At 66.0% G+C, this 25,037-nt stretch carries 23 protein-coding genes and 1 pseudogene; 8 read left to right on the top strand and 16 right to left on the bottom strand.

All coding sequences use genetic code 11. The features are described from left to right. Positions 1-132: 132 nt before the first annotated feature. From ACFPTO_RS12620 to ACFPTO_RS12605, 4 genes are all read right to left on the bottom strand, one after another. Positions 133-564: an ExbD/TolR family protein gene (locus ACFPTO_RS12620; RefSeq protein WP_377711667.1), complete on the bottom strand. Its 432-nt coding sequence runs from the start codon at positions 562-564 to the stop codon at positions 133-135. A gap of 25 nt (positions 565-589) precedes the next feature. Further along, the gene (locus ACFPTO_RS12615) at positions 590-1,300 is read right to left on the bottom strand and encodes a MotA/TolQ/ExbB proton channel family protein (RefSeq protein ID WP_377711666.1); all 711 of its coding nucleotides are present in this window, start codon (positions 1,298-1,300) and stop codon (positions 590-592) included. A 100-nt stretch (positions 1,301-1,400) separates the two neighbouring features. Then, the gene (gene dapB, locus ACFPTO_RS12610) at positions 1,401-2,198 is read right to left on the bottom strand and encodes a 4-hydroxy-tetrahydrodipicolinate reductase (protein ID WP_377711665.1); all 798 of its coding nucleotides are present in this window, start codon (positions 2,196-2,198) and stop codon (positions 1,401-1,403) included. A gap of 179 nt (positions 2,199-2,377) precedes the next feature. Then, on the bottom strand, positions 2,378-3,304 hold the full coding sequence (locus ACFPTO_RS12605; RefSeq protein ID WP_377711664.1) for an outer membrane protein assembly factor BamE: 927 nt from the start codon (positions 3,302-3,304) through the stop codon (positions 2,378-2,380). 125 nt (positions 3,305-3,429) lie between these two features. On the opposite strand from ACFPTO_RS12605, the gene fur reads away from it, so the two are divergent. Continuing rightward, on the top strand, positions 3,430-3,858 hold the full coding sequence (fur, locus tag ACFPTO_RS12600) for a ferric iron uptake transcriptional regulator (protein WP_296652077.1): 429 nt from the start codon (positions 3,430-3,432) through the stop codon (positions 3,856-3,858). Between the two features lie 171 nt (positions 3,859-4,029). Here the strand turns inward: fur and gap are convergent, their stop codons facing one another. Together gap and tkt are read right to left on the bottom strand one after the other, a co-directional pair. Next, a complete protein-coding gene (gap, locus tag ACFPTO_RS12595) occupies positions 4,030-5,040 on the bottom strand; it encodes a type I glyceraldehyde-3-phosphate dehydrogenase (RefSeq protein WP_293038381.1) in 1,011 nt (336 codons plus the stop codon). Between the two features lie 119 nt (positions 5,041-5,159). Then, positions 5,160-7,193, bottom strand: coding sequence for a transketolase (tkt, locus tag ACFPTO_RS12590; protein WP_377711663.1), 2,034 nt, complete (start codon positions 7,191-7,193; stop codon positions 5,160-5,162). A gap of 552 nt (positions 7,194-7,745) precedes the next feature. Between tkt and speE the strand changes: the two genes are divergently transcribed. The 3 genes from speE (at position 7,746) to ACFPTO_RS12575 (ending at position 9,891) form a co-directional block, all read left to right on the top strand. Further along, the gene (gene speE / locus ACFPTO_RS12585; protein WP_377711662.1) at positions 7,746-8,609 is read left to right on the top strand and encodes a polyamine aminopropyltransferase; all 864 of its coding nucleotides are present in this window, start codon (positions 7,746-7,748) and stop codon (positions 8,607-8,609) included. A 108-nt stretch (positions 8,610-8,717) separates the two neighbouring features. Next, positions 8,718-9,131 (top strand): VOC family protein, encoded by a 414-nt coding sequence (locus ACFPTO_RS12580; RefSeq protein ID WP_293038372.1) that lies wholly within the window; start codon positions 8,718-8,720, stop codon positions 9,129-9,131. A gap of 19 nt (positions 9,132-9,150) precedes the next feature. After that, a complete protein-coding gene (locus ACFPTO_RS12575) occupies positions 9,151-9,891 on the top strand; it encodes a 16S rRNA (uracil(1498)-N(3))-methyltransferase (protein WP_296652065.1) in 741 nt (246 codons plus the stop codon). Between the two features lie 130 nt (positions 9,892-10,021). Here the strand turns inward: ACFPTO_RS12575 and ACFPTO_RS12570 are convergent, their stop codons facing one another. The 3 genes and pseudogenes from ACFPTO_RS12570 to ACFPTO_RS12560 all read right to left on the bottom strand — a co-directional run bounded on the left by ACFPTO_RS12570 (position 10,022) and on the right by ACFPTO_RS12560 (position 13,741). Then, positions 10,022-10,624 carry a barstar family protein gene (locus ACFPTO_RS12570; protein WP_377711661.1) on the bottom strand — a complete coding sequence of 201 codons (603 nt, stop codon included), beginning with the start codon at positions 10,622-10,624 and terminating at the stop codon, positions 10,022-10,024. A 16-nt stretch (positions 10,625-10,640) separates the two neighbouring features. Then, positions 10,641-10,958 (bottom strand): annotated as a pseudogene (locus ACFPTO_RS12565) (ribonuclease); the annotation flags it as partial. A 488-nt stretch (positions 10,959-11,446) separates the two neighbouring features. Further along, complete coding sequence (locus ACFPTO_RS12560) at positions 11,447-13,741, bottom strand: NADP-dependent malic enzyme (protein ID WP_377711660.1); 2,295 nt, start codon at positions 13,739-13,741, stop codon at positions 11,447-11,449. Between the two features lie 185 nt (positions 13,742-13,926). Here ACFPTO_RS12560 and thiL point away from each other — a divergent pair, with 185 nt between their 5' ends. The 4 genes from thiL to ACFPTO_RS12540 are packed head-to-tail and all read left to right on the top strand — an operon-like array spanning position 13,927 to position 16,772. After that, positions 13,927-14,925: a thiamine-phosphate kinase gene (gene thiL, locus ACFPTO_RS12555; protein WP_377711659.1), complete on the top strand. Its 999-nt coding sequence runs from the start codon at positions 13,927-13,929 to the stop codon at positions 14,923-14,925. After that, entirely contained in the window at positions 14,915-15,658 is a 744-nt protein-coding gene (locus ACFPTO_RS12550; protein ID WP_377711658.1) for a phosphatidylglycerophosphatase A family protein, read from the top strand. The genes thiL and ACFPTO_RS12550 overlap by 11 nt, the downstream gene beginning before the upstream one ends. 34 nt (positions 15,659-15,692) lie before the next feature. Further along, the gene (locus ACFPTO_RS12545; RefSeq protein WP_377711657.1) at positions 15,693-16,193 is read left to right on the top strand and encodes a CinA family protein; all 501 of its coding nucleotides are present in this window, start codon (positions 15,693-15,695) and stop codon (positions 16,191-16,193) included. A 42-nt stretch (positions 16,194-16,235) separates the two neighbouring features. Next, positions 16,236-16,772 (top strand): cupin domain-containing protein, encoded by a 537-nt coding sequence (locus ACFPTO_RS12540; RefSeq protein WP_377711656.1) that lies wholly within the window; start codon positions 16,236-16,238, stop codon positions 16,770-16,772. A gap of 90 nt (positions 16,773-16,862) precedes the next feature. Here the strand turns inward: ACFPTO_RS12540 and pyrF are convergent, their stop codons facing one another. From pyrF to ACFPTO_RS12505, 7 genes are all read right to left on the bottom strand, one after another. Continuing rightward, complete coding sequence (gene pyrF, locus ACFPTO_RS12535) at positions 16,863-17,678, bottom strand: orotidine-5'-phosphate decarboxylase (protein ID WP_377711655.1); 816 nt, start codon at positions 17,676-17,678, stop codon at positions 16,863-16,865. A gap of 301 nt (positions 17,679-17,979) precedes the next feature. After that, positions 17,980-19,110, bottom strand: a complete 1,131-nt coding sequence (locus ACFPTO_RS12530) for an aldose 1-epimerase (RefSeq protein WP_377711654.1) — start codon at positions 19,108-19,110, stop codon at positions 17,980-17,982. A gap of 305 nt (positions 19,111-19,415) precedes the next feature. After that, positions 19,416-20,324, bottom strand: coding sequence for an SMP-30/gluconolactonase/LRE family protein (locus ACFPTO_RS12525; protein WP_377711653.1), 909 nt, complete (start codon positions 20,322-20,324; stop codon positions 19,416-19,418). Continuing rightward, entirely contained in the window at positions 20,321-21,181 is an 861-nt protein-coding gene (locus ACFPTO_RS12520) for an SDR family NAD(P)-dependent oxidoreductase (protein WP_377711652.1), read from the bottom strand. Before ACFPTO_RS12520 ends, ACFPTO_RS12525 begins: the two co-directional genes overlap by 4 nt. A 33-nt stretch (positions 21,182-21,214) precedes the next feature. After that, positions 21,215-22,252 carry an L-arabinose ABC transporter permease AraH gene (araH, locus tag ACFPTO_RS12515; protein WP_377711651.1) on the bottom strand — a complete coding sequence of 346 codons (1,038 nt, stop codon included), beginning with the start codon at positions 22,250-22,252 and terminating at the stop codon, positions 21,215-21,217. A gap of 23 nt (positions 22,253-22,275) precedes the next feature. After that, positions 22,276-23,787 (bottom strand): L-arabinose ABC transporter ATP-binding protein AraG, encoded by a 1,512-nt coding sequence (araG, locus tag ACFPTO_RS12510; protein ID WP_377711650.1) that lies wholly within the window; start codon positions 23,785-23,787, stop codon positions 22,276-22,278. 169 nt (positions 23,788-23,956) lie between these two features. After that, positions 23,957-24,964: an arabinose ABC transporter substrate-binding protein gene (locus ACFPTO_RS12505; RefSeq protein WP_377711649.1), complete on the bottom strand. Its 1,008-nt coding sequence runs from the start codon at positions 24,962-24,964 to the stop codon at positions 23,957-23,959. Between the last annotated feature and the right edge of the window lie 73 nt (positions 24,965-25,037).

The following is a 25,037-nucleotide window of genomic DNA, read 5'->3' as shown; positions in this document are numbered from 1 at the left end:
TTGAGTTGACCGCGCTTTCCGCCCTGCGGGGTTTGGTCCGCAAGGCAGGCGGTCGGGAGACCGCGGCGGCACGCGCACGGGCAGTCCGATATACGCCGCCGGTGCGTGAGTGCGTGAGCGGCGGCGACGCGCTCAGTGCTTGCCGGGCGGCGGCTCGGTCACGAAGCCGATGCGTGCAATCCCCGCCTGCTGCGCCGCGCCCATGACCTGGGCGATCACGTCGTAGCGCGTCTCGCGCGCGGCGCGCAACTGCAGATCGGGCTGGGCATCCTCGGCCGCCTTGCCTGCGGCGGTGAAACGCGCCCGCATCTCGTCGAGCGAGACCGGCTGGCCGTTCCAGTAGATCTTGCCGGTAGCGTCGATGGACAGCGTGACGGTTTGCGGCGTCTGCCGCGTGGAATCGGCGGCAACCTGCGGCAGATCGAGCCGAATCGCGTGCGTGAAGAGCGGCGCGGTGATGATGAAGATGACGAGCAGCACGAGCATGACGTCGATGAGCGGCGTCATGTTGATTTCAGCCATCGGCGCCGAGCCGTGCTTCTTGTCGAGTCCGCCAAATGCCATCGAATGCTCCTTCGCGCGCGCTACGTCAGTCGGAGTCCGATTCGAGCGCCGCCTGCCGTCGCGGTGCGGCGCCTGCGGGCTGGCACACGTAGGCGTGCAGATCGTGCGCGAAGCCGTCGAGATCGTCGCCGAGCTGGCGCGCGAGCCGCCCAAGCACGTTATAGGCAAGCACGGCGGGAATCGCGACGACGAGGCCGAAGGCCGTCATGATGAGCGCCTCGCCCACCGGGCCCGCGACGTTCTCGATCATCGCCTGGCCGCTCGCCGCAATGCTGCCGAGCGCGTGATAGATGCCCCACACCGTGCCGAGCAGGCCGACGAAAGGCGCCGTGCTGCCCACCGAAGCGAGCAGCACCTGGCCGAATTCGAGCCGCCGCTGCGACACCTGAAGCGCGCCGCGCAGCGCGCGCAGCACGCGTTCGCTGCGATCGACGCGGGCCAGCAGCGCGCCGGACGTATCGGCCTCGGCCGCCTTCAGCGCCGCTTCGGCCAACGGCAGGAACACGCGTTCGCGGTCCTCGCTTCGCATGAGCGCGACGCCCTCCGCGAGCGTGCGCGCCTGCCAGAACCGCGCAACCGCCTGCGGCCCCTGCCGCTTCGCCCGTACGAGCATCCAGCTCTTGACGATCAGGAAGCACCAGCTCGCGATCGACATCGCGAGCAACACCCACGCCACGGCATGCGTGACGGCGTCGCTCGTCTGCAGATAGTGAATGACTCCGGTACCCGCTGCCATCGGACCTCGCTACCCGGAAAACCGGCCTGTCAGCCAAAGAGCCAGCCAGGGAACTGGCCAAAGAACCGACCGGCGCCGGGGCCGGATCGGAACACGCGGCTCAGCGCAGGCCGAGCACGTCCTGCATATCGTACAACCCGTGCGCCTTGTCTTCGAGAAAGCGCGCAGCGCGCACGCTGCCCTGCGCGTACGACAGGCGGCTCGACGACTTGTGCGTGATTTCGATGCGCTCGCCGATGCCCGCAAACAGCACCGTATGGTCGCCGACGATATCGCCGCCGCGAATTGCCGAAAAGCCGATCGTGGACGGATCGCGCTCGCCGGTCACGCCGTGGCGCCCGTAGACGGCGCAGTCGTCCAGACTGCGGCCGAGCGCGTGCGCGACCGCCTCACCCATCGCCAGCGCCGTGCCCGAAGGCGCGTCGACCTTGTGGCGATGGTGCGCCTCGATGACCTCGATGTCGTAGCCAGTCGCGAAGAAGCGCGCCGCGTACTCCAGCAGCTTGAGCGTGACGTTGACGCCCACGCTCATATTCGCCGCAAATACGATGCCGATTTTTTCCGCGGCGGCGGCGAGCTGCGCTTTCTGCCCGGCGTCGAAGCCGGTCGTGCCGATCACCATCTTGACGTTGTGACGCGGGGCCGCCGCGAGATGCACGAGCGTGCCCTCGGGGCGCGTGAAGTCGATCAGGCAGTCGCTCGCGGCGAACACGGCGTCGATGTCGTCCGTGACGCGCACGCCAGAGTCCTTGCCGAGGAAGGCACCCGCGTCCTGGCCGACGGCCGCCGAGCCCTTGCGCTCCAGCGCGCCCGACAGCGTGACTTCGGGCGAATTGAGGACGGTTTCGATGAGCATCCGGCCCATGCGGCCCGACGCCCCGGCGATTGCGATTTTCATGCGTACTCCGGCAACGTTGGCGCAGCGCCTTCAATTAAACCGGCGTGAAACCGGCGTCAAACCGGCGCTGCGAAAAAAACACGGCGGCCCGAAGCCGCCGGCTAGACGCGAAGCGCAACTCGTTCCAGCCGGTGCGCTTCGCCCTGTAGTGCTTACGGACAGTCCGATCAGCCGCCCAATCAGCCGCCTGTTCCCGCCGCACCCGACGCAGGCGCTGCAGGCGGCGTCGCAAGCGGCGCGCTCTGCGCCGGCGGCAGCGCGTTCGGCTCGCCGGTGCCCTGTGCGCCAACGGCCGGGCCAACCGGATTCACCGGCTCGGCGCCCTGGACTTGCGGCGCGGGCTGACGGCGGAACTGAACCTGCGACGGCATCGTGCCGACGTTCGGCGGCAGCGCCGACGACGTCGGCGTATTCGCGCGCACCGACGGCGTCAAGCCGGACGGCGTCTGCACCGCTTCGGTCGCGCGGTTCGCGGCGGCGGCGGCCTGCGCGTTGGCGCTGGCGTCGGCCGGCAGCGCGGCCGTGGCGGCGCCGAGGTCGGGCGACGGCGTGCGCGCGGTGTCGGGGACGGTCGGATTGACCGCTGCGGCGGCCGCTTCCGAAGCCGCTGCGGCGGCGACGGCGGCCGAAACCGGAGCCGGTGCGGCGGCTCTCTTCTTGCCGCCGCGGTCGCCGTCGATTTCGGCGAGCAGTTCGAGGTTGGACGGCAAATCGTCGCCGCCCGACCAGCTTGCGACGCGATCGCCTTCGAACTTCACGACGAAGTCACGCTGCTGCACGACCGAGGTCGAGCCGCGCTTGAAATAGAAGACGTAGTCCCAGCGGTCGTTGTGGAACATGTCGGTCAGGAGCGGCGTGCCGAGCAGCTTGATCACGTCGGCGCGCGACATGCCGACGCGCATCTCAGCCGCGGCTTCCCTGGACACGAAGTTGCCCTGGACGATGGTGATGCGGTACGGCGTGATGCGCTGCGCGACACGCTGGGTCAGGCTGTCGTACGTGGAGCAGCCGGCCAGCGCCGAAAGCGCCGCTGCGGCCAGCAGGGTGCACGCGAGAGCACTCGAAATACGGCCGCCCCGGCCGGTCGTTTTGGATTCTGGAATCATTTCCCTCACCGTGCGGGCTTGTCGCGAAGCCGCGCTTGTTCTACGAAGATCTGTGTCGAAGATGACCGGAACAGCAAACCGCATTAACATAAGAGCCTGGTATTGTACTCCAGGGATTAATAGTCATGACCAATCCAGCCGATCTCAAGAATATCGGGCTCAAGGCGACACTGCCTCGACTCAAGATCCTGGAGATTTTTCAGCATAGCGCGGTGCGCCACCTGACCGCGGAGGATGTCTATCGACACCTGCTGACCGAGGAACTCGACATCGGCCTTGCCACCGTCTACCGCGTGCTCACGCAGTTCGAGCAGGCCGGGTTGCTCACGCGCAGCAACTTCGAATCGGGCAAGGCGGTATTCGAGCTGAACGAGGGTAGTCACCACGACCACCTGGTCTGTCTCGACTGCGGGCGCGTCGAGGAATTCTTCGATCCCGAAATCGAAAAGCGCCAGCAGACGATCGCCGGCGACCGGGGCTTCAAGCTGCAGGAGCACGCACTCGCGCTCTACGGCGTGTGCACGAAGGAGAACTGCCAGTACCGCAAGCACTGATTCGCCCGTGCTGTGTGGGCTGTGCGGTATGGCGGCGGTAGAGTAAAACGCAAACGCCACGGCCTTCGGGCCGTGGCGTTTTGCTTTGCGCGTGCAGAACGTGCGCCTCGAACAAAAACCGCCCCGAAGGGCGGTTTTTCGTACTACGAGGCAGTGCGCAACGTCGCGTGCTTACTTCGCGTTCGCGAGCGCAACCGTCGTGTCCAGCATGCGGTTCGAGAAGCCCCACTCGTTGTCGTACCAGCTCGACACCTTCACGAGACGGCCCGAAACCTTGGTCAGCGTGGCGTCGAACGTCGACGAAGCCGGGTTGTGGTTGAAGTCGATCGAAACCAGCGGTGCGGTGTTGTAGCCGAGGATGCCCTTGAGCGCGCCTTCCGAGGCTTCCTTCATGATCGCGTTGACTTCTTCCACCGTCGTGTCGCGCTTGGCGATGAACGACAGGTCGACAACCGACACGTTGATGGTCGGAACGCGCATCGCGTAGCCGTCCAGCTTGCCGTTCAGTTCCGGCAGCACGAGGCCGACCGCAGCGGCAGCGCCCGTCTTCGTCGGGATCTGGCTTTGCGTGGCCGAGCGCGCGCGGCGCAGGTCTTCGTGGTAGACGTCGGTCAGGACCTGGTCGTTCGTGTACGCGTGGATCGTCGTCATCAGGCCGGTTTCGAGGCCGATCTTGTCGTTCAGCGGCTTGACGAGCGGTGCGAGGCAGTTGGTCGTGCACGAAGCGTTCGAGATGACCGTGTGCTCGGCCTTCAGCACGTTGTGGTTCACGCCGTAGACGACCGTCGCATCGACGTCCTTGCCGCCCGGCGCCGAGATGATGACCTTCTTCGCGCCGCCCTTGAGGTGCGCGCTCGCCTTTTCCTTGCTCGTGAAGAAGCCCGTGCACTCCATCACGACATCGACGCCCAGCTCGCCCCACGGCAGCTCAGCCGGGTTGCGGTTGGCCAGCACACGGATACGGTCGCCGTTGACGACGAGGTAGTCGCCATCCACCGAGACTTCGCCCGGGAACTTGCCGTGCGCCGTGTCGTACTGCGTCAGATGCGCGTTGGTCTTCGCGTCGCCGAGGTCGTTGATTGCGACGAACTGGATGTCGTGCTTCTTGCCACTCTCGTAGAACGCGCGAAGCGTATTACGGCCGATACGGCCATAGCCGTTGATAGCGACGCGAATAGTCATGGTTTATCTCCTGATGGCTGAAAAATTTCCTATCCCGGTGCCGCCTGCGCCCGTATCCGGGCGTTCCGTGCGGCGCACACAGCAGCGGGCCCGCGCTGACGCGGGCCCTTAAAGCATGCTCAGTAATCGAGCGCGGCCTTCGCCGTGGCGACCACGTGCTCGACCGTGAAACCAAAGTGCTTGAACAGTACACCCGCCGGAGCCGACTCGCCGAACGTGTCGATACCGACAACGCCGCCTTCCAGGCCGACGTACTTGCGCCAGAAGTCCGTCACGCCCGCTTCGATCGCGACGCAACGCACGCCCTTCGGCAGCACATGCTCGCGATACTCTGCGTCCTGCTTGTCGAACACGTTGGTCGACGGCATCGAGACCACGCGGGCGCCGATGCCCTCGCGCTGCAGCGGCTCGACCGCCTTCAGCGCCAGTTCGACTTCCGAACCCGTCGCGATCAGGATGATCTTGCGGCCAGGGATGTCGTCGTTCCAGTCGCGCAGCACGTAGCCGCCCCTGGCGATGCTCGCGATCTGCGCATCGGAGCGCTCGCTGTACGGCAGGTTCTGGCGGCTCAACACGAGGCACGACGGGCCATGATGCTCGATCGACTGGGTCCAGGCCACCGCGGTTTCGACCGTATCGGCGGGACGCCAGAGCGTCATGTTCGGGATCAGGCGCAGGCTCGCGACGTGCTCGATCGACTGGTGCGTCGGGCCGTCTTCGCCGAGGCCGATCGAGTCGTGCGTGAACACGAAGATCGACGGGCACTTCATCAGCGCGGCCACGCGCAGCGCGTTGCGGCTGTAGTCGGAGAACGTGAGGAACGTGCCGCCGAACGCCTTGTAGCCGCCGTGCAGCGTGATGCCGTTGAGCGCGGCGCTCATGCCGAACTCGCGCACGCCGTAGTTGACGTGATTGCCCCACTTGATGCCGCCCTCACCCGCGCGCACGGGCTTCGAGGCCTTCCAGTTGGTGAGGTTCGAACCGGTCAGGTCGGCCGAGCCGCCAAGCAGCTCCGGCATAACGGCGGCGATCGCCTCGATCGCCTGCTGCGACGCCTTGCGGGTCGCAACGGTTTCCTGGCGCGAGTCGGCGCCCGCGACGATCGCGGCGGCCTTCTGCGCCCAGTCGGCGGGCAGCTTGCCGGCCATGCGGCGCACGAATTCAGCGGCTTCGACCGGGTACTTCGCCTCGTACTGCGCGAATGCGTCGTTCCACGCGCCTTCGAACTTCGCGCCGGTAGCCTTGGCGTCCCAGTCGGCATAGACTTCCTGCGGCAGTGCGAACGGCTCCCACTTCCAGCCCGACGCCGCGCGCCACTTCGCGATTTCTTCCGCGCCGAGCGCCGCGCCGTGCACGTCGTGGCCGCCCTGCTTCGTGGGCGCGCCCTTGCCGATGATGGTCTTGCAGCAGATGAGCGTCGGCTTGTCCGTTGCCTTCGCCTTCGCGATGGCGGCGTCGACCGCGTCGACGTCGTGGCCGTCCACGTGCGGGATCACGTTCCAGCCGTACGCTTCGAAGCGCTTGGGCGTGTCGTCGTGGAACCAGTTCACGACGTCGCCGTCGATCGAGATGCCGTTGTCGTCGTAGAGCGCGATCAGCTTGTTCAGCTTGAGCGTGCCGGCGAGCGAGCAGGCTTCATGCGAGATGCCTTCCATCAGGCAGCCGTCGCCCAGGAACACATACGTGTGGTGATCGACGATCTTCGCGTCGGCCTTGTTGAACTCGGCCGCGAGGAGCGCTTCGGCGAGCGCCATGCCGACCGCATTCGCCAGACCCTGGCCGAGCGGGCCGGTGGTCGTTTCGACGCCCGGCGTGATGCCGTATTCGGGGTGACCCGGCGTTTTCGAGTGCAGTTGACGGAAGTTCTTCAGCTCCCCGATCGGCAGATCGTAGCCGGTCAGATGCAGCAGCGAGTACAGGAGCATCGAGCCGTGGCCGTTCGACAGCACGAAACGGTCGCGGTCGCTCCAGTGCGGGTTCGACGGGTTGTGACGCAGATGGCGCGACCACAGCGCGACGGCAATCTCCGCCATACCCATCGGCATACCGGGGTGGCCGGAATTCGCTTGCTGGACAGCGTCCATGGACAGCGCGCGGATCGCGTTGGCCATCAATTGGGTGGTAGCTGGGGAGGCTGAGGACGGGGTCGTCATGTCGAGTCCGGGGAACGAGTGCAAAAAGCGGCGTGCGCGACGCTCGCGCACCGCAGCGCGGGGATCCGGAAGCTCGGCGGGATAGCTGCTCCGGCGCACGGTGCGGCGCCGGGAGACGCAAGAAGGCCAGAGCGAACGGAAGGGGCTGCAAAGCGAAATATTCTATCAGAACATGCGGACTATCCCTGACACGCGCGCGTCACAAAAGGGCATTTTCGGGATACCTGACGGGATACATGCGGGGATAACTGAAGTGCGCGCCAGGACCGCGCGGCCGCGGCCCAATACGCGCTTGTCGAGCCGCGCACCGCGCGGTTTCGGCCCGTGCGCAATAGCGGTGACGACGCGCGGATTTCGCCCGCAAAGCGCCGTCGCGCCTGCGCTTTTGGCACGCGCGCACGTACGCCGCACGCGTGCCGGAGTTCGCACGCGCGAACTCGCCCGCGAACTGTGTGACACCGCAACGAACGACAGGCGCGTTTAGCCTCGTATAATGCGGCGTTGCCCATTTTTTAGACAGCGCGGCCGGTCAGGCCGGTCGCGCCCGCATCCGTGAACGTCCCGCTCCTCTTCCACCCCGCCGCCGACGCCGTCTACGGCTTCCCCGGCGCGCACCGCCTCGCCTGTGTGGATTCGGCCTGGCAGCGCATCGAGGTCTGGGATACGCCACAACTCGGCTGCCTGTTCGCACTGGACGGCCGCCCGATGACGTCCGCTGGCGACGAATTCGTCTACCACGAATGCATGACGCACCCGGCCGCGCTCGCGCATCCGGCGCCGCGCACGGCGCTTGTGCTGGGCGGCGGCGACGGCGGCGCCGCGCGCCAGCTGCTTCGTCATCCTGACATCGCGCGCATCGTCGTGGCCGAACTCGACGCCGACGTCGTGCGGCTGACCGGCGACTACTTGCCGCAGGTGCGAGGCGACGCATTCGACGATCCGCGCGTCGAACTCGTGATCGGCGACGCCGCGGCGTTCGTCGAGCAGACGCAGGAACAGTTCGATCTCATCATATTCGATCTGACCCCGCCTGATTCGCCCGCCGCCGGTCTCTACACAACGACGTTCTACGCGGCGCTCAAGCGCGTGATGACCGCCGACGCGCTGATCTCGCTCCATCTCGGCTCGCCGTATCACCATGCAGCGCGTATCGGCGCGCTGCTCGACGGTCTGCGCGCCTCGTTCGCCGTGGTGCGCCCGCTCGCGGCCTACGTGCCGCTCTACGGTTCGCTCTGGCTCATGGCCGTCGCGAGCGACCGGCTCGATCCGGTTGCCATCGATACAGCCACGCTGCGCACGCGTCTTGAAGAACGCGCAATCGTTAGCCTGCGCTTTTACGATGCGAATCTGCACGCCGCGCTCTTCGCTACGCCGTGGACCGTTCGCGAAAAACTAGGTCGATTCCTGGATCCATAGCGGCCGCAGTTCTGCAAAATTATGCGATTGCGTGCCTTGAGCGCCCGTCCCTCACGGTCCATCAGGCACTGCGTCACCCGTCCGAACCGCGAAATCTGGAGATACTCGATGCCCTCATCCCGCCCCGCAGGCGTGCCGTGGCTGACGCCCTATCTGACGGTGCGCGATGCACGCGCGGCGATGGTATTTTTCGAGTCGGCGTTCGGATTCGTCGTGCGCGATTGCGTGGAAGACGATGGCGCGGTCATGCATGTGGAGATGACCTACCACGACCAGTTAATTGTGATGTTTGCGCCGGAGGGCGCATTCGGCTCGACGGCGCACACGCCGAAGAGCGCGGGGGCGATCGCCCCACAGTCTTTTTATCTATATGTCGACGATGTCGACGCGGTTTACGCGCGGGCCCTCGAAGCCGGCGCGAAATCGCTGAGTGAGCCGCAGAACCAGTTCTGGGGAGACCGTTTCGCACAGGTCGAAGACCTCGACGGCTACCGCTGGGCGCTTGCTCGCCACCTGCACTGAAGCAATGAGAACCTGTCTTATGCCCCGTTTTTTCGTCGGTAGCCCGCTGCCGTCCGGCGATCTCGTCGTCCTGCCCGACGAAGTCACACGACACGTCCAGGTGCTGCGTCTGCAGCCTGGCGACACGATCGTCCTCTTCAACGGCGAGGGCGGCGAGTACAGCGCCGAAATCGTCGAGATGGAACGCCGCGACACGAAGGTGCGCGTCGATTCGTTTCGCGACGTCGAAGCCGAGCCGCCGTACCGGCTCACGCTCGCCCAGGGCATCGCGGGCAGCGACAAGATGGACTGGCTGATCGAGAAGGCCGTGGAACTGGGCGCGACGAACTTCGTGCCGCTCACCACGTCGCGCAGCGTCGTGCGCCTCTCGGGCGAGCGCGCGCAACGGCGCCAGCTGCACTGGAAGCGCATCGTCCAGTCGGCGTGCGAACAATGCGGGCGTAACCGTCTCCCCGATGTCGCGCCGTCGCGCGAAATCGGCACCTGGCTCGGCGGCATGCCGAAAACAGCGGCTGAAGGCGAGCTGCGCGTGATCCTCTCGCCGCGCGCGAACGCGTCATTCGCGTCGCTGCCGCACGATCCGCCCAAGGGCGAAGTGATCGTGCTGGTGGGGCCGGAAGGCGGATTTTCGTCGGCGGAGGAGGCGGCCGCGGAGAGCCACGGCTTCGTTCCGGTAGGGCTCGGGCCGCGCGTCCTGCGCACCGAAACGGCCGGTATCGCGGTTCTTGCGGCACTGGCCGCGCGCTGGGGCGGCTGGTAAAGACGACAAGGCCCGCCGTTTCCGCGTTGTCTCTTTAGCGGAAGGCGGGCCTGCGTGGAGCATGCGCGTGAAGGATGCGCTTCTTCCTGCGGACTGCGGAGTGCCCCGACGACGGGCTTAAAGCTGGACGTCAGGCGAACGAATAAAAGACGCGGAACGGCACCTTGCGCTCGCCCCAGTATTCGGAGGCTTCGCGAAACACGTCGAGCAGCGTCTCGCGCCCGTCTTTATCGAACTTCTGCGCGATCGGCAGTCCGTCCAGGACGACCACGAAGCCCGGTTGCTCGCCCGCCTTCTGAACGAGATCGGTCAGGCAGTCGTACAGCCCGTCGTAGTTCTTGCCGAAATGCTTCGGAAACAGAAACGAGGTGGCGATGGTTTCGAGCACTTCCTGCTTGCTCTTCGCATTCGCGCAGTAGGCGTAGAGGAAATGCTGCTCGAGGCGCTGCGCCTCGTCGTGAAGATCCTGCACGCGAAACGCGCGGATCGACTGGACGATGTTCGGCCGGACCGTCGAGAACAGGTTCATGCCTCCCTCGTCTGCTGAAGACGCGGCGCCCTCGGCGGGCGCCGCTTGTCCTTGCGCCTGATCCTGCTGATCCTGCGTCTGTCCCTGCATTTGACCCTGTTCGTCGTGCTTCATCTGCATGACTCGCTGGAACAGGTTGCCCTCCCCGGCCGCGAACGGATCGCTCGCGACCCGCGGGTCGTGCGCGTAGATGTTCTCGCTCATTCCGCTCTTCCCGGTGTCATTCAACAATTCGCTTAAAACTGGCGTAATGGTCGTCGGAGTAGTAACAGTTGCCGGTCTGCCGCAACGGGCCGCCGCAGACGATGCGACGCGCGCCGCGATTGCGCGCGCGAGGCGTCGGTACGGTGTACTCATGGTAATAGCCGCGCCGGTGGTACGGCAGCATCCGCTCGAAGTTGCCGAACACGACTCCGTCTTTGGCGAACGGATAAGGACCGCCCGCCGCGATGAGTCCGAGCGTATTGACCGCTTCGGACGGCAACCGGCTGACGGCAATCGTGCCGACGTCTGCCGCAACTTCTCCCGCGACGTCTGCGGAAGGCGTGCTTCGCGCCTGCGCGGATACGAATCCGCCCGTCGCGAAAGTCGCCGCAACGACCAGCGCTGCAGCCGCCGCCACCCGGCGAATGCCGTCGAAACAATGGGTTAGCCCAGCGGATTTACCTGCAGCGTTGCGTTTCAGCTGGGGTTCCAGTTCAGATTCCCGGCTTCTCAGCCGCCTTCGCAGCCCCATGCGCGCCATTTACGAGATTCCCGCTTGTCGGTTGCTTATCGGTTCCTGCGTTCGACGACCATCAAAATTGTAAGGGTATCGCTAAAGCACCCCGGAAGCAACGTTCGCCGGGGCGGGACGGTCGCTCGTTGACTGTGCACAAGGCAGAAACCAGTAGATTTTACAAAGGCCTGACCAGAGGCCCCGCGGAACGGTGGGGGCGGCGCGCCTGATTCAGGCACGCCGCTTTTACGGGGCGCGATTGCTCCGGCAGTTCCAGAAGTCCCGGCAGCTCCGGCCGACACCGATGCTTAACGCGTGGCGTTCACATCCGCGACAACGAGCGCCGCCATGTTGACGATGCGGCGCACGGTGGCCGAAGCCGTCAGCACGTGCACCGGCTTGGCCGCGCCAAGCAGAATCGGGCCAATCGCAATGTTGTTGCCCGCCGCCGTCTTGAGCAGGTTGTACGAGATGTTCGCCGCGTCGATGTTCGGCATGATCAGCAGGTTCGCTTCGCCTTCGAGGGTCGAATCGGGCAGGATCTCGTGGCGCATGTTCGGGTCGAGCGCGACATCGCCGTGCATTTCGCCGTCCACCCGCAGATCGGGCGCGCGCTCCTTCAGGATCTCGAGCAGATCGCGCATCTTCTGCGCCGACGGCGCGAGGCTCGAACCGAAGTTCGAGTGCGAACACAGCGCAATATTCGGCTCGATGCCGAAGCGGCGCACTTCCTCGGCGGCCATGATCGTGATCTCGGCGAGCTGGGCCGGTGTCGGGTCGATGTTGACGTGCGTGTCCACGATGAAGATCTGGCGGTTCGGCAGCACGAGCCCGATCATCGCCCCGTAGACGCTGCAGCCCTCCTTCTTGCCGATCACCTGGTCGATGAAGTGCAGGTGCCGATGCGTCGTGCTGATCGTGCCGCAGATCATGCCGTCGGCCTCGCCCCGCTTCACGAGCATCGAGCCGATCAGCGTGGTGCGGCGGCGCATTTCGAGTTTCGCCATCTGCGGCGTGATGCCCTTGCGCGCCATCAGCTTCGCGTAGCTCTGCCAGAAGTCGCGGTAGCGCTCGTCGTGATCCGTATTGACGACCGTGTAATCCTGGCCCGCGACCAGCCGCAGGCCGTAGCGCGCGGCGCGCTGCTCGATCACCGCCGGGCGGCCAATCAGAATGGGCTTCGCAAGCTTTTCGTCGACGACGATCTGCACTGCGCGCAAGATGCGCTCTTCTTCGCCCTCCGCGAAGACAATGCGCTTTTTCTCCGGCTCGACCGTCCGTGCGAGCTGGAAGATCGGCTTCATGGTCGTGCCGCTGTGATACACGAAATGCTGCAGGTGCTGCTCGTAGGCGTCCATGTCCTCGATCGGACGCGTCGCGACACCCGAGTCCATCGCCGCCTTCGCGACGGCCGGTGCGATCTTGACGATCAGGCGCGGATCGAACGGCTTCGGAATCAGGTACGCGGGGCCGAATTGCAGGTCCTGAATGCCATACGCCGTGGCGACGACATCGCTCTGCTCCTGGCGCGCGAGGTCGGCGATCGCGTTCACCGCCGCGATTTCCATTTCCCGCGTCACCGTCGTTGCGCCCGCATCGAGCGCGCCACGGAAGATGAACGGGAAGCACAGCACGTTGTTGACCTGGTTCGGATAGTCGGTGCGGCCGGTGGCGAGCACGGCGTCCGGACGCACTTCGAGCGCGAGTTCAGGGAGGATTTCGGGCGTGGGATTCGCGAGCGCGAGGATCAGCGGCTTCGCGGCCATGCGGGTGACCATCTCCGGCTTGAGCACGCCGCCCGCCGAAAGGCCGAGGAAAATGTCCGCGTCCGCCATGACTTCGGCGAGCGTGCGCGCGTTCGTCTCGCGCGCGAAGCGCTCCTTGACCGGGTCCATCAGTTCGGTGCGGCCCTTGTAGACCACGCCCGCCAGATCCGTGACGACGATGTTCTCCAGCGGCAGGCCCAGGTCGACGAGCAAGTCGAGACAGGCGAGCGCCGCGGCACCCGCGCCCGACGCGACGAGCTTCACTTCCTTGATGTTCTTGCCGACAACCTTCAGGCCGTTCGTGACGGCCGCGGCGACGACGATGGCGGTGCCGTGCTGGTCGTCGTGGAAGACCGGAATCTTCATACGCTTGCGGCACTCGCGCTCGACGATGAAGCAGTCGGGCGCCTTGATGTCTTCGAGGTTGATGCCGCCGAACGTCGGTTCGAGCGCGGCGATCACCTCGACAAGCTTGTGCGGGTCCAACTCGTTGAGCTCGATGTCGAACACGTCGATGCCCGCGAACTTCTTGAAGAGCACCGCCTTGCCTTCCATCACCGGCTTCGCGGCGAGCGGCCCGATGTTGCCGAGGCCGAGCACCGCCGTGCCGTTCGACACGACGCCGACGAGGTTGCTGCGTGCGGTGAAGCGCGATGCGTTCAGCGGATCGTCGACGATCGCCTCGCACGCGAACGCCACGCCGGGCGAGTACGCAAGCGAGAGATCGCGCTGGTTGAGCATCTGTTTGGTTGGCGCGATCTCGATCTTTCCGGGAGTGGGAAACTCGTGATAATCGAGTGCGGCTTCGCGAAGCTTGGTCGTGGCGGAATTCGACATGACGGGCCCGAATGAAGTGCAGATTAGAATGGCGATTCGGACCCATTGTAGCGCCATTCTCCGGCGCGCCTGGTTGCCATTATGTACGGTTCTGGCACAGGTGCCGCGACCGGAATCGCTGAAAAGCCGCAGCGGCACGAGCGCTCTGCGACAGCCCGCATACCATTTGCCATAGTCCTTTCAACATGCTTTCAGAGTTCTCCCTGATCGACCGATTCTTCGCCCGGCGCGCGCGCGCGAATACGCGCCGCGCCGCGCTCGGCATTGGCGACGACTGCGCGCTGATCGCGCCGCCCGCCGGCGAAATGCTCGCCATTTCGACCGACATGCTCGTGGAGGGCCGCCACTTCCTGCCCGATGTCGATCCGCACGCGCTCGGCCACAAGGCGCTCGCGGTGAATCTCTCCGATCTCGCCGCGATGGGCGCCGCGCCGCTCGGCTTCACGCTTGCGTTTTCATTGCCGAAGCCGCGCGAAGACTGGCTCACGGCCTTCAGCGCGGGCCTCTTCGAACTGGCCGACCGCTACGGCTGCGAACTGATCGGCGGCGACACGACGGCGGGGCCGCTGAATCTTTGCATCACGGTGTTCGGCTCGGTGCCGCAAGGCGCCGCGCTCCGGCGCGATGCCGCGCAGCCCGGCGACGACATCTGGGTTTCCGGCACGCCCGGCGATGCGCGCGCGGGACTCGGCGTGCTGCGCGGCGAATGGCAGACCGATACCGCCGACGCCGCCGCGTTCCGTCACGCGCTCGAGCGGCCCGAGCCGCGCATCGCGCTCGGCCTTGCGCTGCGCGGCGTGGCGCATGCGGCGCTCGACGTTTCGGACGGCCTCGCGGGCGACCTTCTGCACATTCTCGAGCGCTCGAACGCGTGCGCGCGCATCGATGTCGATGCGCTGCCGCGCTCGGCGGCACTCGCGCGCCTGCCGCAAGCGGTCCAGCGCCAGTGCGCGCTCGCGGGCGGCGACGACTACGAACTGTGCTTCACGGCGGCGCCGGGCGCGCGCAGCGCGGTCGAGGCTGCCGCGCAACATGCGGGCGTGCGCGCGACGCGCATCGGTACAATAACTGTCCTCGACCCGGCCGATCCGGCGCGCGCGAAGCCGGGCATCGCGTGGCACGACGGATCCGGTGCGCCGCTCAACCTCACGTTGCAAGGCTTCGATCACTTCCATGCAGACTGACCCCACGCCGACGCCCGCCGACAACCTGTCCGGGTCCGTGCTGCCGCCAGCCGCGCCGGACGACCGGGCTGCGGGCGCGATGACTGGCGCCACCGCGGGTGCCACCGCGGGTGCCACCGCGGGTACCACAGCAGGCACTGCGGCAGGCACGGCCGCGGGCACCGCAGCGAGCACAAGCGCGAGCACCTCAGCGAGCACCTCAGCGGGCACAAACGCGGGCACAAACGCGAGCACGACCGCCGCCGCGCTCCCGCGCCGCGCCGACGTGCAGTTCATGCTCACGCATCCGTTTCATATCATCTCGCTCGGCTTCGGCTCGGGCCTGTCGCGCATCGCGCCGGGCACGGCCGGCACGCTGTTCGCGTGGGTGACGTTCGACGTGCTGAGCCGCTACCTGACGGTGATCGACTGGGGGCTCCTGATCATCATCGGCTACGTCGCCGGAATCGGAATCACCGGGTTCACGGCCCGCAAGATGCAGGTCGACGACCCGTCCGCGATCGTCTGGGACGAGATCGTCGCCTTCTGGCTCGTGATGCTGATGGTCACGCCCGTCGATTTCAACGGGAAACTCGCGGCTTTCCTCACCTTCCGCTTCTTCGATATGGTGAAGCCGCCGCCCATCCGCTATTTCGACCGCCGCTTCAAGGGCGGTTTTGGCATCATGTTCGACGACCTCGTCGCCGCGTTCTTCACGCTGCTCGTCATCGCGCTCTGGCGCATGTCGGTCTGAAACCCGCGCCCCGGCGCTCATCGGATAACGCACCATGGCTACCGATTCCGTCGTTCACCAACTCGCCATCCGCGTCGGCAACAAGCTGCGCGACGGGCGTCTGATGCTCGCCACCGCCGAATCGTGCACGGGCGGCATGGTCGCCGCCGCGATCACCGACATCTCCGGCAGCAGCGGCTGGTTCGAACGCGGCTTCGTCACGTATTCGAACCTGGCGAAGAGCGAAATGATCGGCGTGCCCGCCGAGCTGATCGAGAAGCACGGCGCAGTCAGCGAGCCCGTCGCCCGCGCGATGGCCGAAGGCGCGCTGCGCAACAGCCGGGCACAGGTTTCGCTGTCGATCACGGGCGTGGCGGGGCCAGGCGGCGGCACGCCGGAGAAACCGGTCGGCATGGTGTCGTTCGGCTGGAGCAACCGGCTGCATACGAGCGTGGAGACGCTCGCCTTCAAGGGCGATCGCGAACAGATCCGCGCGCAGGCCGCCGCGCATGCGCTGCGCGGGCTGCTCGCGCTACTCGACGAAAAGGAACGCTAACCCGGCGTACGGCATGCCGGGATACGGAAGGAGACCGCCACCATGGCTACCGTGAACACCGCAGTCGACGACCTGATCCGCCGCTTCGGGCTCGAACCGCATCCCGAAGGCGGCTACTACAGCGAGACCTACCGTGCGGACAAGCTCGTGCGCCGCGACGGCGCGCCCGCGAACGAGGGCACGCGCACGGCCTCGACCGCGATCTACTTTTTGCTTTCGGACGGCGCCTATTCGGCGTGGCACCGCATCCGCTCCGACGAGCTCTGGCACTTCTACGCGGGTGCGCCGCTCGAAATCCACTCGATCGACGAGCGCGGCGTGCTTTCCACGCGCAAGCTCGGTCACGCGCTCGATCATCCGGGCACGGTGTTCCAGGCCGTCGTGCCCGCGGGCCACTGGTTCGCGGCGCGCTGCTGCGATCCGTCGACTTTTGCGCTGGTGGGCTGCACGGTCGCGCCGGGCTTCGAGTTCAGCGAATTCGAAATCGCCGATGCGGGCGCGCTCGCGCAAAAGTTTCCGCTGCATCGCGCCATCATCGAATTGCTGGGCAAGCCTGCTGCTGCTGCGCGCAAGGGATGAGCGGGCCGCGGTTTTGGCGGACCGGTTTTAGCGAGGCGACCGTGACGGGCGCGGCTCGCGGCGCCGTGCAGGCGCCGCGAGCCGGTATGTTCAGCGGAATGCGTTGATACGGTCGCGCGTGTCCTTCGCGGCTGTTGCAGCCGCCTGCGCGTAGTCGTCGCCCTTGCTCGCATAGAGAATCGCGCGCGACGAGTTGATCAGCATGCCCGTGCCCGCTGCGTTGCGCCCCGCGCGCACGGTCGCTTCGACGTCGCCTCCCTGCGCGCCGATGCCGGGAATCAGCAGCGGCATGTCGCCGACGATCCCGCGCACCACTTCGATTTCCTTCGGAAACGTTGCGCCGACCACGAGGCCGAGCTGGCCGCTCGCGTTCCACTTCTGCGCGGCCAGCGCCGCCACGACCTGGTAGAGCGGCTTGCCATCGGTCGTCAGGAACTGCAGGTCCGAGCCGCCCGGGTTCGAGGTGCGGCACAGCACGATCACGCCCTTGCCCGCGTGCGCGAGATACGGCTCGATCGAATCGAAACCCATGTACGGGTTCACCGTCACAGCATCGGCCGCATAGCGCTCGAACGCCTCGCGCGCGTACTGTTCGGCCGTGCTGCCGATGTCGCCGCGCTTCGCGTCGAGGATCACCGGCAAGCCGGGATGCTTCTCGTGGATGTGCGCGATCAGCGCTTCGAGCTGGTCTTCCGCGCGGTGCGCGGCGAAGTACGCGATTTGCGGCTTGAACGAGCACGCGTAGGCCGCCGTCGCGTCGACGATGTCGCGGCAGAACGTGAAGATCGCATCGCTGCGTCCGGCGAGCGCGGCGGGAAACTTCGTCGTCTCGGGGTCGAGGCCGACGCACAGCAGCGAGCCGGTGCGCTTCCAGGCGGCGTCGAGGGTCTGGGTGAAAGCGGTCATATTGAGTAACTCGAAGCGAGCCGTTGATTCGAAACGGCGCGTATTTTACCCGGCCTTGGCTCCAGTGCTTCGCCGCGGTGATGCGAGAAGCCGCCCGGTGGGTGGCGCAAGCGTGCGGCAAGCGTGTGGCAAGCACCGCGGATCGGCAGCCGATGCGTGCCGAAAGAAACCCCACGTCACGCCATGCAGCGGAACGCCAACATGAGATTGGCTGCCTGCTGCACGGCACGCGAAACGTCCCATCAATTCGGGCCCGCGTGCCGCGCAGCAGGCGGCGGATCAAGCGTGCATCAGGCGCCGATCAGTGCGTCTCCTGCCGCGCACGGGCCGCCTTGCCGCCGCGCGACGCACCCGTGCGGCCGTGCGCTGCCGCGCGATGCGGCGTGGCCGCCGCGCGAGCGTCCATGCGCTCGACCGTGAAGCTGAACTGCCGCACGAGCCGCTCGCCGCGCGCGAGCACGGTCATGCCGTGCGCGTCGCCGCCGCCCGAGAGATTGACCGCGTTGATCGGATGGTCGACGGGCTCGAAGCAGAAGAAGTCCTTGCCCTGCGGCGTATAGAGCACGTAGTAATTAGTGTTCGCGGAAATCGACAGCGACAGCCGCCGCCGCTCCCACACCACGGCGGCGCGTCCGCTCCAGCCGCTGAACGCGTGATTGACGAGCGTGTCCGGCAGCGGATAGGCCACGCCGAATTGCCACGCGGGCGGCGCCGGGACATGCCGCACCGGCAGCCAGTCCTCGCCCGATAGCCACAGGCCGCTCGCGGGTGCGGAAAGCTCGGTGCTCGCATCGCGTGCGAGAAACGGGTGCACGCCGAGCCCGAACGGCATCGCGTCGCGTCCGGTGTTCTCGACTTCGAGCGTCATCGCAAGCGTGGTGCCGTCCAGCGTGTACGTAATCGCCGCACGATACGCGTATGGCTTGCCGTTGCTGCGGTCGAGCACGAGCCGCACGCACTCGCGCCCGGACTGCTCGACCTGCCACGGCACGAGCCAGCCGTCGCCGTGGATCGGCAGCGGCTCGCCCGCACGGTTGCACGGCACTTCGAAATCGCGCCCGCCAAAGTGAAAGCGCCCCGCCGCGATGCGATTCGAAAACGGCACGAGCGGGTAGCAGGCGAGTTCGTTCGGATCCATGTGCGCGCTCACATGATCGCAGCGCCGGAAAACCGGCTCCAGCACGCCTTCGCTGCGACAGTCGAAACGGGTGATGCCGCCGCCCAGTTGCGGCGCAACGTCGAGCCTTAAATACGCGTTCGCCAGCGTCACGCAGGACACATCGTCCGAGCCGGCCGCGCCGATGGCGACGGCCGACGTGCTGGGCCCAGGCAGAACCGGATGGGTAGCAGCTTCAAGCCGCGCTCGGCGCGCGGCGGCCGGCGCGCCGGCCGGACGAACAGTTTGACGCAAGGCGGAATTCGCGACGCTCATAAGATGCTCCTCGAGAGGCATGAAAGGTGCCGCCGACGAAGGCGGCGCACATGTGGCCTGCCGGTGCGCCAGGTCCTCGCTCGGTTGGCCGCTTCTTGTGTTCGCGTTTCTTGTATTCGCGTTTCTGTGCTGGCACTGCCGACTGCGGATTACCGATCGACTGCGATCGTCTGAGATGGACTGCAACTGTTGCCGTAGGGCAACGGCTAACCCACGTCCTTTCAGGGTTCCCGGGTTCGTTTGCGCCCCGGCTTCGTGTGAACCACACACTTAAATAGCGCACCTGAATAGCGCACGCAGCCCGCTCACCCACCTTGCCGCGCGCCCAGAAAGAGCGGCTCGGCAAGGCCAGCGTGGCCTGCATGCGCGACGAACACGCCGCCGGCGTGGGTGTCGTGCGAGAGCGCTTCGGCATCGAGCTCATCGCGCGCGCTCGTCACGTAGAGCGTGTCGAGACGCGCACCGCCGAGCGTAACGCAGCTTGGCTGGGCCGTGGGAATCTTTACGCGCGTGCTTTCGGTGCCGTCCGCGCGGTAGCGCACCACACACGCGCCGCCCCACTGCGCATTCCAGAGGCCGCCGTCGGCATCGACCGTCGAGCCGTCCGGCACGCCGGCCTCCTTCGAGAGATCAACAAACAACCGGTCGTTTGCGATGCTGCCATCGGCGCCGTAGTCGCACGCGCGGATCGCCCGCATCGGCGTGTCGCAGTAGTACATCGTCGCGCCGTCCGGGCTGAACGCGATGCTGTTCGAAATCGCGGGCGCGGGCAGCGGCAGGCGTTCGAGCGTCAGATCGCGATTGAACCGATAGAAGCCGCCGACCGGCTTCCTCGGCCGCACATCGTCCATCGTGCCGAACACGAAGCGGCCCTGCCGGTCGCAGCGGCCATCGTTCACGCGCGTCGTCTTGCCCGGCTCGACATCGACGACCGGATCGAGCTGGCCCGTCACGAGATCGAAGAACGCGAGCCGCCTGGCAAGACCGAGCAGCAGCGTATTCTCGTCCTCGCACAGCGCGAAGCAGCCCAGACGCTCCGGCATGTCCCACGTTTGATGCGAACCGTCGCGCGGGTCGTAGCGCGACAGGCGCCTGCCCACGATATCGGTCCAGTAGAAGCGGCCCGTGCGCGCGCACCATGTCGCGCATTCGCCGAGTGTGTCTAGCGCATCGATCAGCAGCGTGGCCGATGCGTTTTCCGATGTGCCCGTCATGCCCAGCCTCCGTCCACGACGATGTCCTGCGATGTGATCATGCGGCTGTCGTCGGCCGCGAGGAAAAGCGCCGCGCGCGCGAGATCGGCGGGCAGCAGTTCGGCGTCGATGCACTGGCCGCGCCTGATCAGCTCGCGGCCTTCGTCGGTGAGCCACAGACGGCGCTGCTTGTCGGTCATCACCCAGCCCGGCACGAGCGTGTTCACGCGGATGCCGTACGGCCCGAGTTCCTTCGCGAGTCCGCGCGTGAGCCCCTGCACCGCCGACTTGCTCATCGCGTAGACTGGAAACTCGCTGTTCTTGAGCATCCAGCTGATCGAGCCGAGATTGATGATCGCCCCCGCGCGCGCCGCTTTCATGTCCTCGATCACGGCCTGCGCCGCGAACAGTTGATGGCGCACGTTCACCGCAATGCCGTCGTCGAACGATCTGGGCGTGATGTCCGCGAGCGCCTCGCGGCGGTCGTTCGCCGCATTGTTCACGAGCACCTGGATCGGGCCGAGCGCCGCCTTCATGCTCGCGACGGCGTGGCGCAACGCGCCGATATCGGTGACATCGCAGGTCACGAAGTGCGGCTTGTGGCGCACGGTTTGATCCCGGCTTTGGTTCTCGCTTCGGTCCTCGCTTCGGTCCTCGCTTTGACTCTGGCCCGCAAGCGAATCCGCGAGCGCGACGCCCGCGCTCGCGTCGATATCGAGAAAGCCCACGCGCGCGCCCTGCGCGACGAAGTGTTCGACGAACGACGCGCCGATGCCGGTCGCGCCGCCAGTAATCAGCACGACACGGTCGACCAGGCTCGGATAGCGCGCGCCGGGTTCGTGCGTGTCCCGTGTGGCGGAGTTCGCGTCTTGCATCATCGTCCGGCCTCCTGATTGGTTAATCGTGTGGGGTTAATCACGCGCACCGCGATTCTTCAACTGATCGAGCAGCACCGCCGCGAGCAGAATCGCGCCGCGGACGAGGTACTGGTAGAACGCATCGATGTTCATCAGATTCATCACGTTCTCGACCGTGCCCATGATGAGCACGCCGATCACCACGCCCGAGATGGTCGCGCGGCCGCCGAGCAGCGAGACGCCGCCCAGCACGCACGCGGAAATCACGTTCAACTCGAAGCCTTCGGCGGCGTTCGGCTGGCCCGAGGTGATGCGCGACGCGAGAATCACGCCTGCGAGCGCGGTCACCGCGCCCTGGATCAGGAAGATCCACACGCGCGTGCGCTCGACATGAATACCGGCGAGACGCGACGCCTCCGGATTGCCGCCGATCGCGAGCGTATTGCGCCCGTACACCGTGCGGTTGAGCATCACGCCGAACACGATGAAGCAGACGAGCGTGACCCAGATCGGCAGCGACACGCCGAAAAACCCCATCGTGCCGAGCGCGATGAACGTATCCGACGACACGCCGACCGCCTGCCCGTGCGAGACGATGAAGCCGAGGCCGCGCACGATTTCCATCGTGGCGAGCGTCGTGATCAGCGCGTTGATGCGCAGATAGGCGATCACCGCGCCGTTCACGAAGCCGATGGCCGCGCCCGCCGCCACCGCCGCGATGATCGCGATGAACGTATTGTTCGTGGCGTTGAGCACCATCGCGCAGAGCACGCCCGCGAACGCGACAATCGAGCCCACGGAAAGGTCGAAGTCGCGCGACGCGAGACAGAACATCATCGTGCAGGCGACCATGCCGATCTGCGAGATCGACAGCGCGAGGCCGAGCATGTTCTCGATCGAGAAGAAGTGATCGACCGTGAGCGACATCGTGATGAACATGATCGCGAAGATCACGATCAGGCTGTACTCGGTGATCTGCTGCCACCACTTCTGCTTGTCGCTGGCATTCGGGATCAGCGCATCGGCGGCGGATTGCGCGACGCTCCTAGCCGCATCGGCCGCATCGGCCGTCAGGTTTTCTCTTGCATGCATTTCAGTCACTCCTCCCCGTCCATTCATGCGGCACGCGCCTGCGTGCGCTGCGGCAACGCCAGATCGAGCACTGCGTGTTCGCTCGCCGCGCTGCGCGGCAACTCGCCAGAAATACGGCCTTCGCGCATCACGACGATGCGGTCCGACACGCCGAGCACCTCGGGCAACTCCGACGACACCATCACAATCGCGCAACCGCGCGCAGCGAGCTGATAGATCACGTTGTAAATCTCGTGCTTCGCGCCGACGTCGATGCCGCGCGTCGGCTCGTCGAGAATCACGACCTTCAGATCCGGCTCCGCGAGCCAGCGCGACAGGATCACCTTTTGCTGGTTGCCGCCGGAAAGAAAGCGGATTTTCTGGCGGCGGTTCGGCGTCTTGATCTTTAGAAGCTTGATGAAGCGGTCCGCCGTCGCGGCTTCCTTCTTGAGATCGAGAAACATGCCACCGCGCAGGAAGTGGCGGCGGCAACTGATGTTGATATTCTCCGCGACCGATGCGAGCGCAACGATGCCCTGCTCCTTGCGGTCTTCGGGGCACAGGACGATGCCCTGGCGGATCGCATCGGCGGCGCTCTTCACGCACACGGTCTTGCCGTCGAGCACGATTTCGCCCGCGCGGCGCTTGTGCGTGCCGTAGACGAGCTGCATCAGTTCGCTGCGCCCGGCGCCGACGAGCCCGAAAAAGCCGACGATCTCCCCGGCCTTCACTTCGAAGCTTGCTGGCCCGGCAAGCGGATGCCCGGCGACGCCGCGCACCGCGAGCCGCACGCCGCCATGCTCGCGCGGCGTGTAGTTGTAGATGTCGCTGATCTCGCGTCCGACCATTTCCGCGACGATCGTCTCGCGCTTCAGGCCGTCGAGCGTCTCGTGCGACGCCACCTTGCGGCCATCGCGGAAGATCGTGCAGGCGTCGCACAGCTCGTAGATCTCGTCCATGCGGTGCGAGATGTAGATGAGCGCGCGGTGATCGGCGCGCAACTCGCGCACGAGCTTGAACAGCACCTCCGTTTCGCGGTGCGAGAGCGAACTCGTGGGCTCGTCGAGTGCGATCACGCGCGCGTTGCGCAAGAGCGCCTTGCAGATTTCCACCATCTGCCGCTGCGCGATGGAGAGCTTGCGCAGCTTCGCGGCCGGATCGAGATCGACGCCCATCGCGGCGAGACGCTCGCCCACGAACCTGCGCGCCTCGCGCCGCTTCACCCAGCCGAGCGCATTGGGCAGCGCGCCGAGCAGCAGGTTTTCCGCGACGGTGAGATCCGGCACGTACTGCAGCTCCTGGTGAATCACGGCAACGCCCGCGCCAATCGACGCCGCGGAATGGGCGAAATGCACTTCCTGGCCGTCCATCAGGATGCGGCCCGAATCCGGCTGATATTCGCCGCCGAGAATCTTGAGCAGCGTCGACTTGCCCGCGCCGTTCTCGCCCACGAGGCCGTGCACCTGGCCTTTATTGACGTCGAGCGACACGCCGTCGAGTGCGCGCACGCCCGGAAATACCTTGCCGATATTCTCAAATCGCAGTGTCGCTGACACTTCGGTTTCCTCTCGTTCGAAACGCCCGCTTTATTGCCGGTTTATAGCCGGTTCACGACCGGCGCACCCGATAACACGCGCACCGGTCATGGGCAGCGGGAAACGCTCAATGCACTTGCCGTAAAGGCCCTGGGTTCAGGCCTTGTGTTCAGGCCATCGGTTCACGCGGTTACTTCGACGCGAGACCCATCTGCTCGCGCACCTGGTTCACGTTGTCGCGCGTGGCCAGCATGCCGCTCGTGAGCGTGAGCTTCGGCGGCTCCTTGCCTTGCGTGATCCACGTGTACATCAGATCCGAGGTCTCTTCGCCGTGACGCTTCGGGCTGATGATCACGGTGCCGAAGAAGCCGGTCGGCTGGGGCTTCTTGAACTCGTTGAGCGCCGAATCAGCGCCGCCGATGCCGATGCCGATCATGTTGTCGGCCTTGAAGCCGCGGCCTTCCGCTGCGCGCACGGCGCCCAGCACGGCTTCGTCGTTCAGGCCGTATGCGACCCAGTGCTTGAACTGCGGGTTCTTCGTGAGCGCGATGTTCGCGGCGTTGAAGGCGTTTTCCGTGTCGGTCTTCGCCTGGGGCGCGGCAATCACGTTCGCCTTCGGAAAGCCCGCGGCGAGGAGCACGTCGGTCGCGCCGCTCGTGCGGTCGTGCGCGGTCGGCAGCTGCTCATACGTCACGTCGATTGCGCCGACGTCCTTCATGTCCCAGCCGCGCTTCTTGATCTCGGCGACGATGCCGTCGCCCACCTGCTTGCCGATGTTGTAGGCCGAGATGCCCATGTGCGGCACGGCCTCGATCGGCTTGCCCGAACCGTCGACGAGGCGGTCGTCGACAGTCATCATCTTGAGCTTGTCTGCCCTCGCCTTGGCGACGATGCCAGGCCCGAGCTTCACGTCAGGCGTGCAGATGATGAAGCCCTGTGCCTTTTGCGCGGCGAGGTTGTCGATTGCGCTCATAACCTTCTCGCCCGACGGCGCACCGATCTTCACCAGCGTGAAGCCTTTTTCCTTCGCGGCCATTTCGGCGAATTTCCACTCGTCCTGGAACCACGGCTCTTCAGGCTGCTTCACGAGAAAGCCGATCTTCACCTGGTCGGCAGCCTGTGCGAGCGGGGCCTCGCCCAGCGCCGCGCTCACGGCAACCGCGGTGGCCATCAGCGTCAGAAAAATGCGTCGTTGCATGATGTCAGTCTCCAGTCTTTATCGTTCACGGAAAGGTTCTGCCGCCTCTTTTCTTCTCCCCGCCGTCGCGCGC

The organism is Paraburkholderia denitrificans, from assembly GCF_042655705.1.
In the GTDB taxonomy this organism is placed as follows: domain Bacteria; phylum Pseudomonadota; class Gammaproteobacteria; order Burkholderiales; family Burkholderiaceae; genus Paraburkholderia; species Paraburkholderia denitrificans.
Note: the sequence above shows the minus strand (reverse complement) of the source record. Positions and strands in the feature narration are given on the sequence as shown.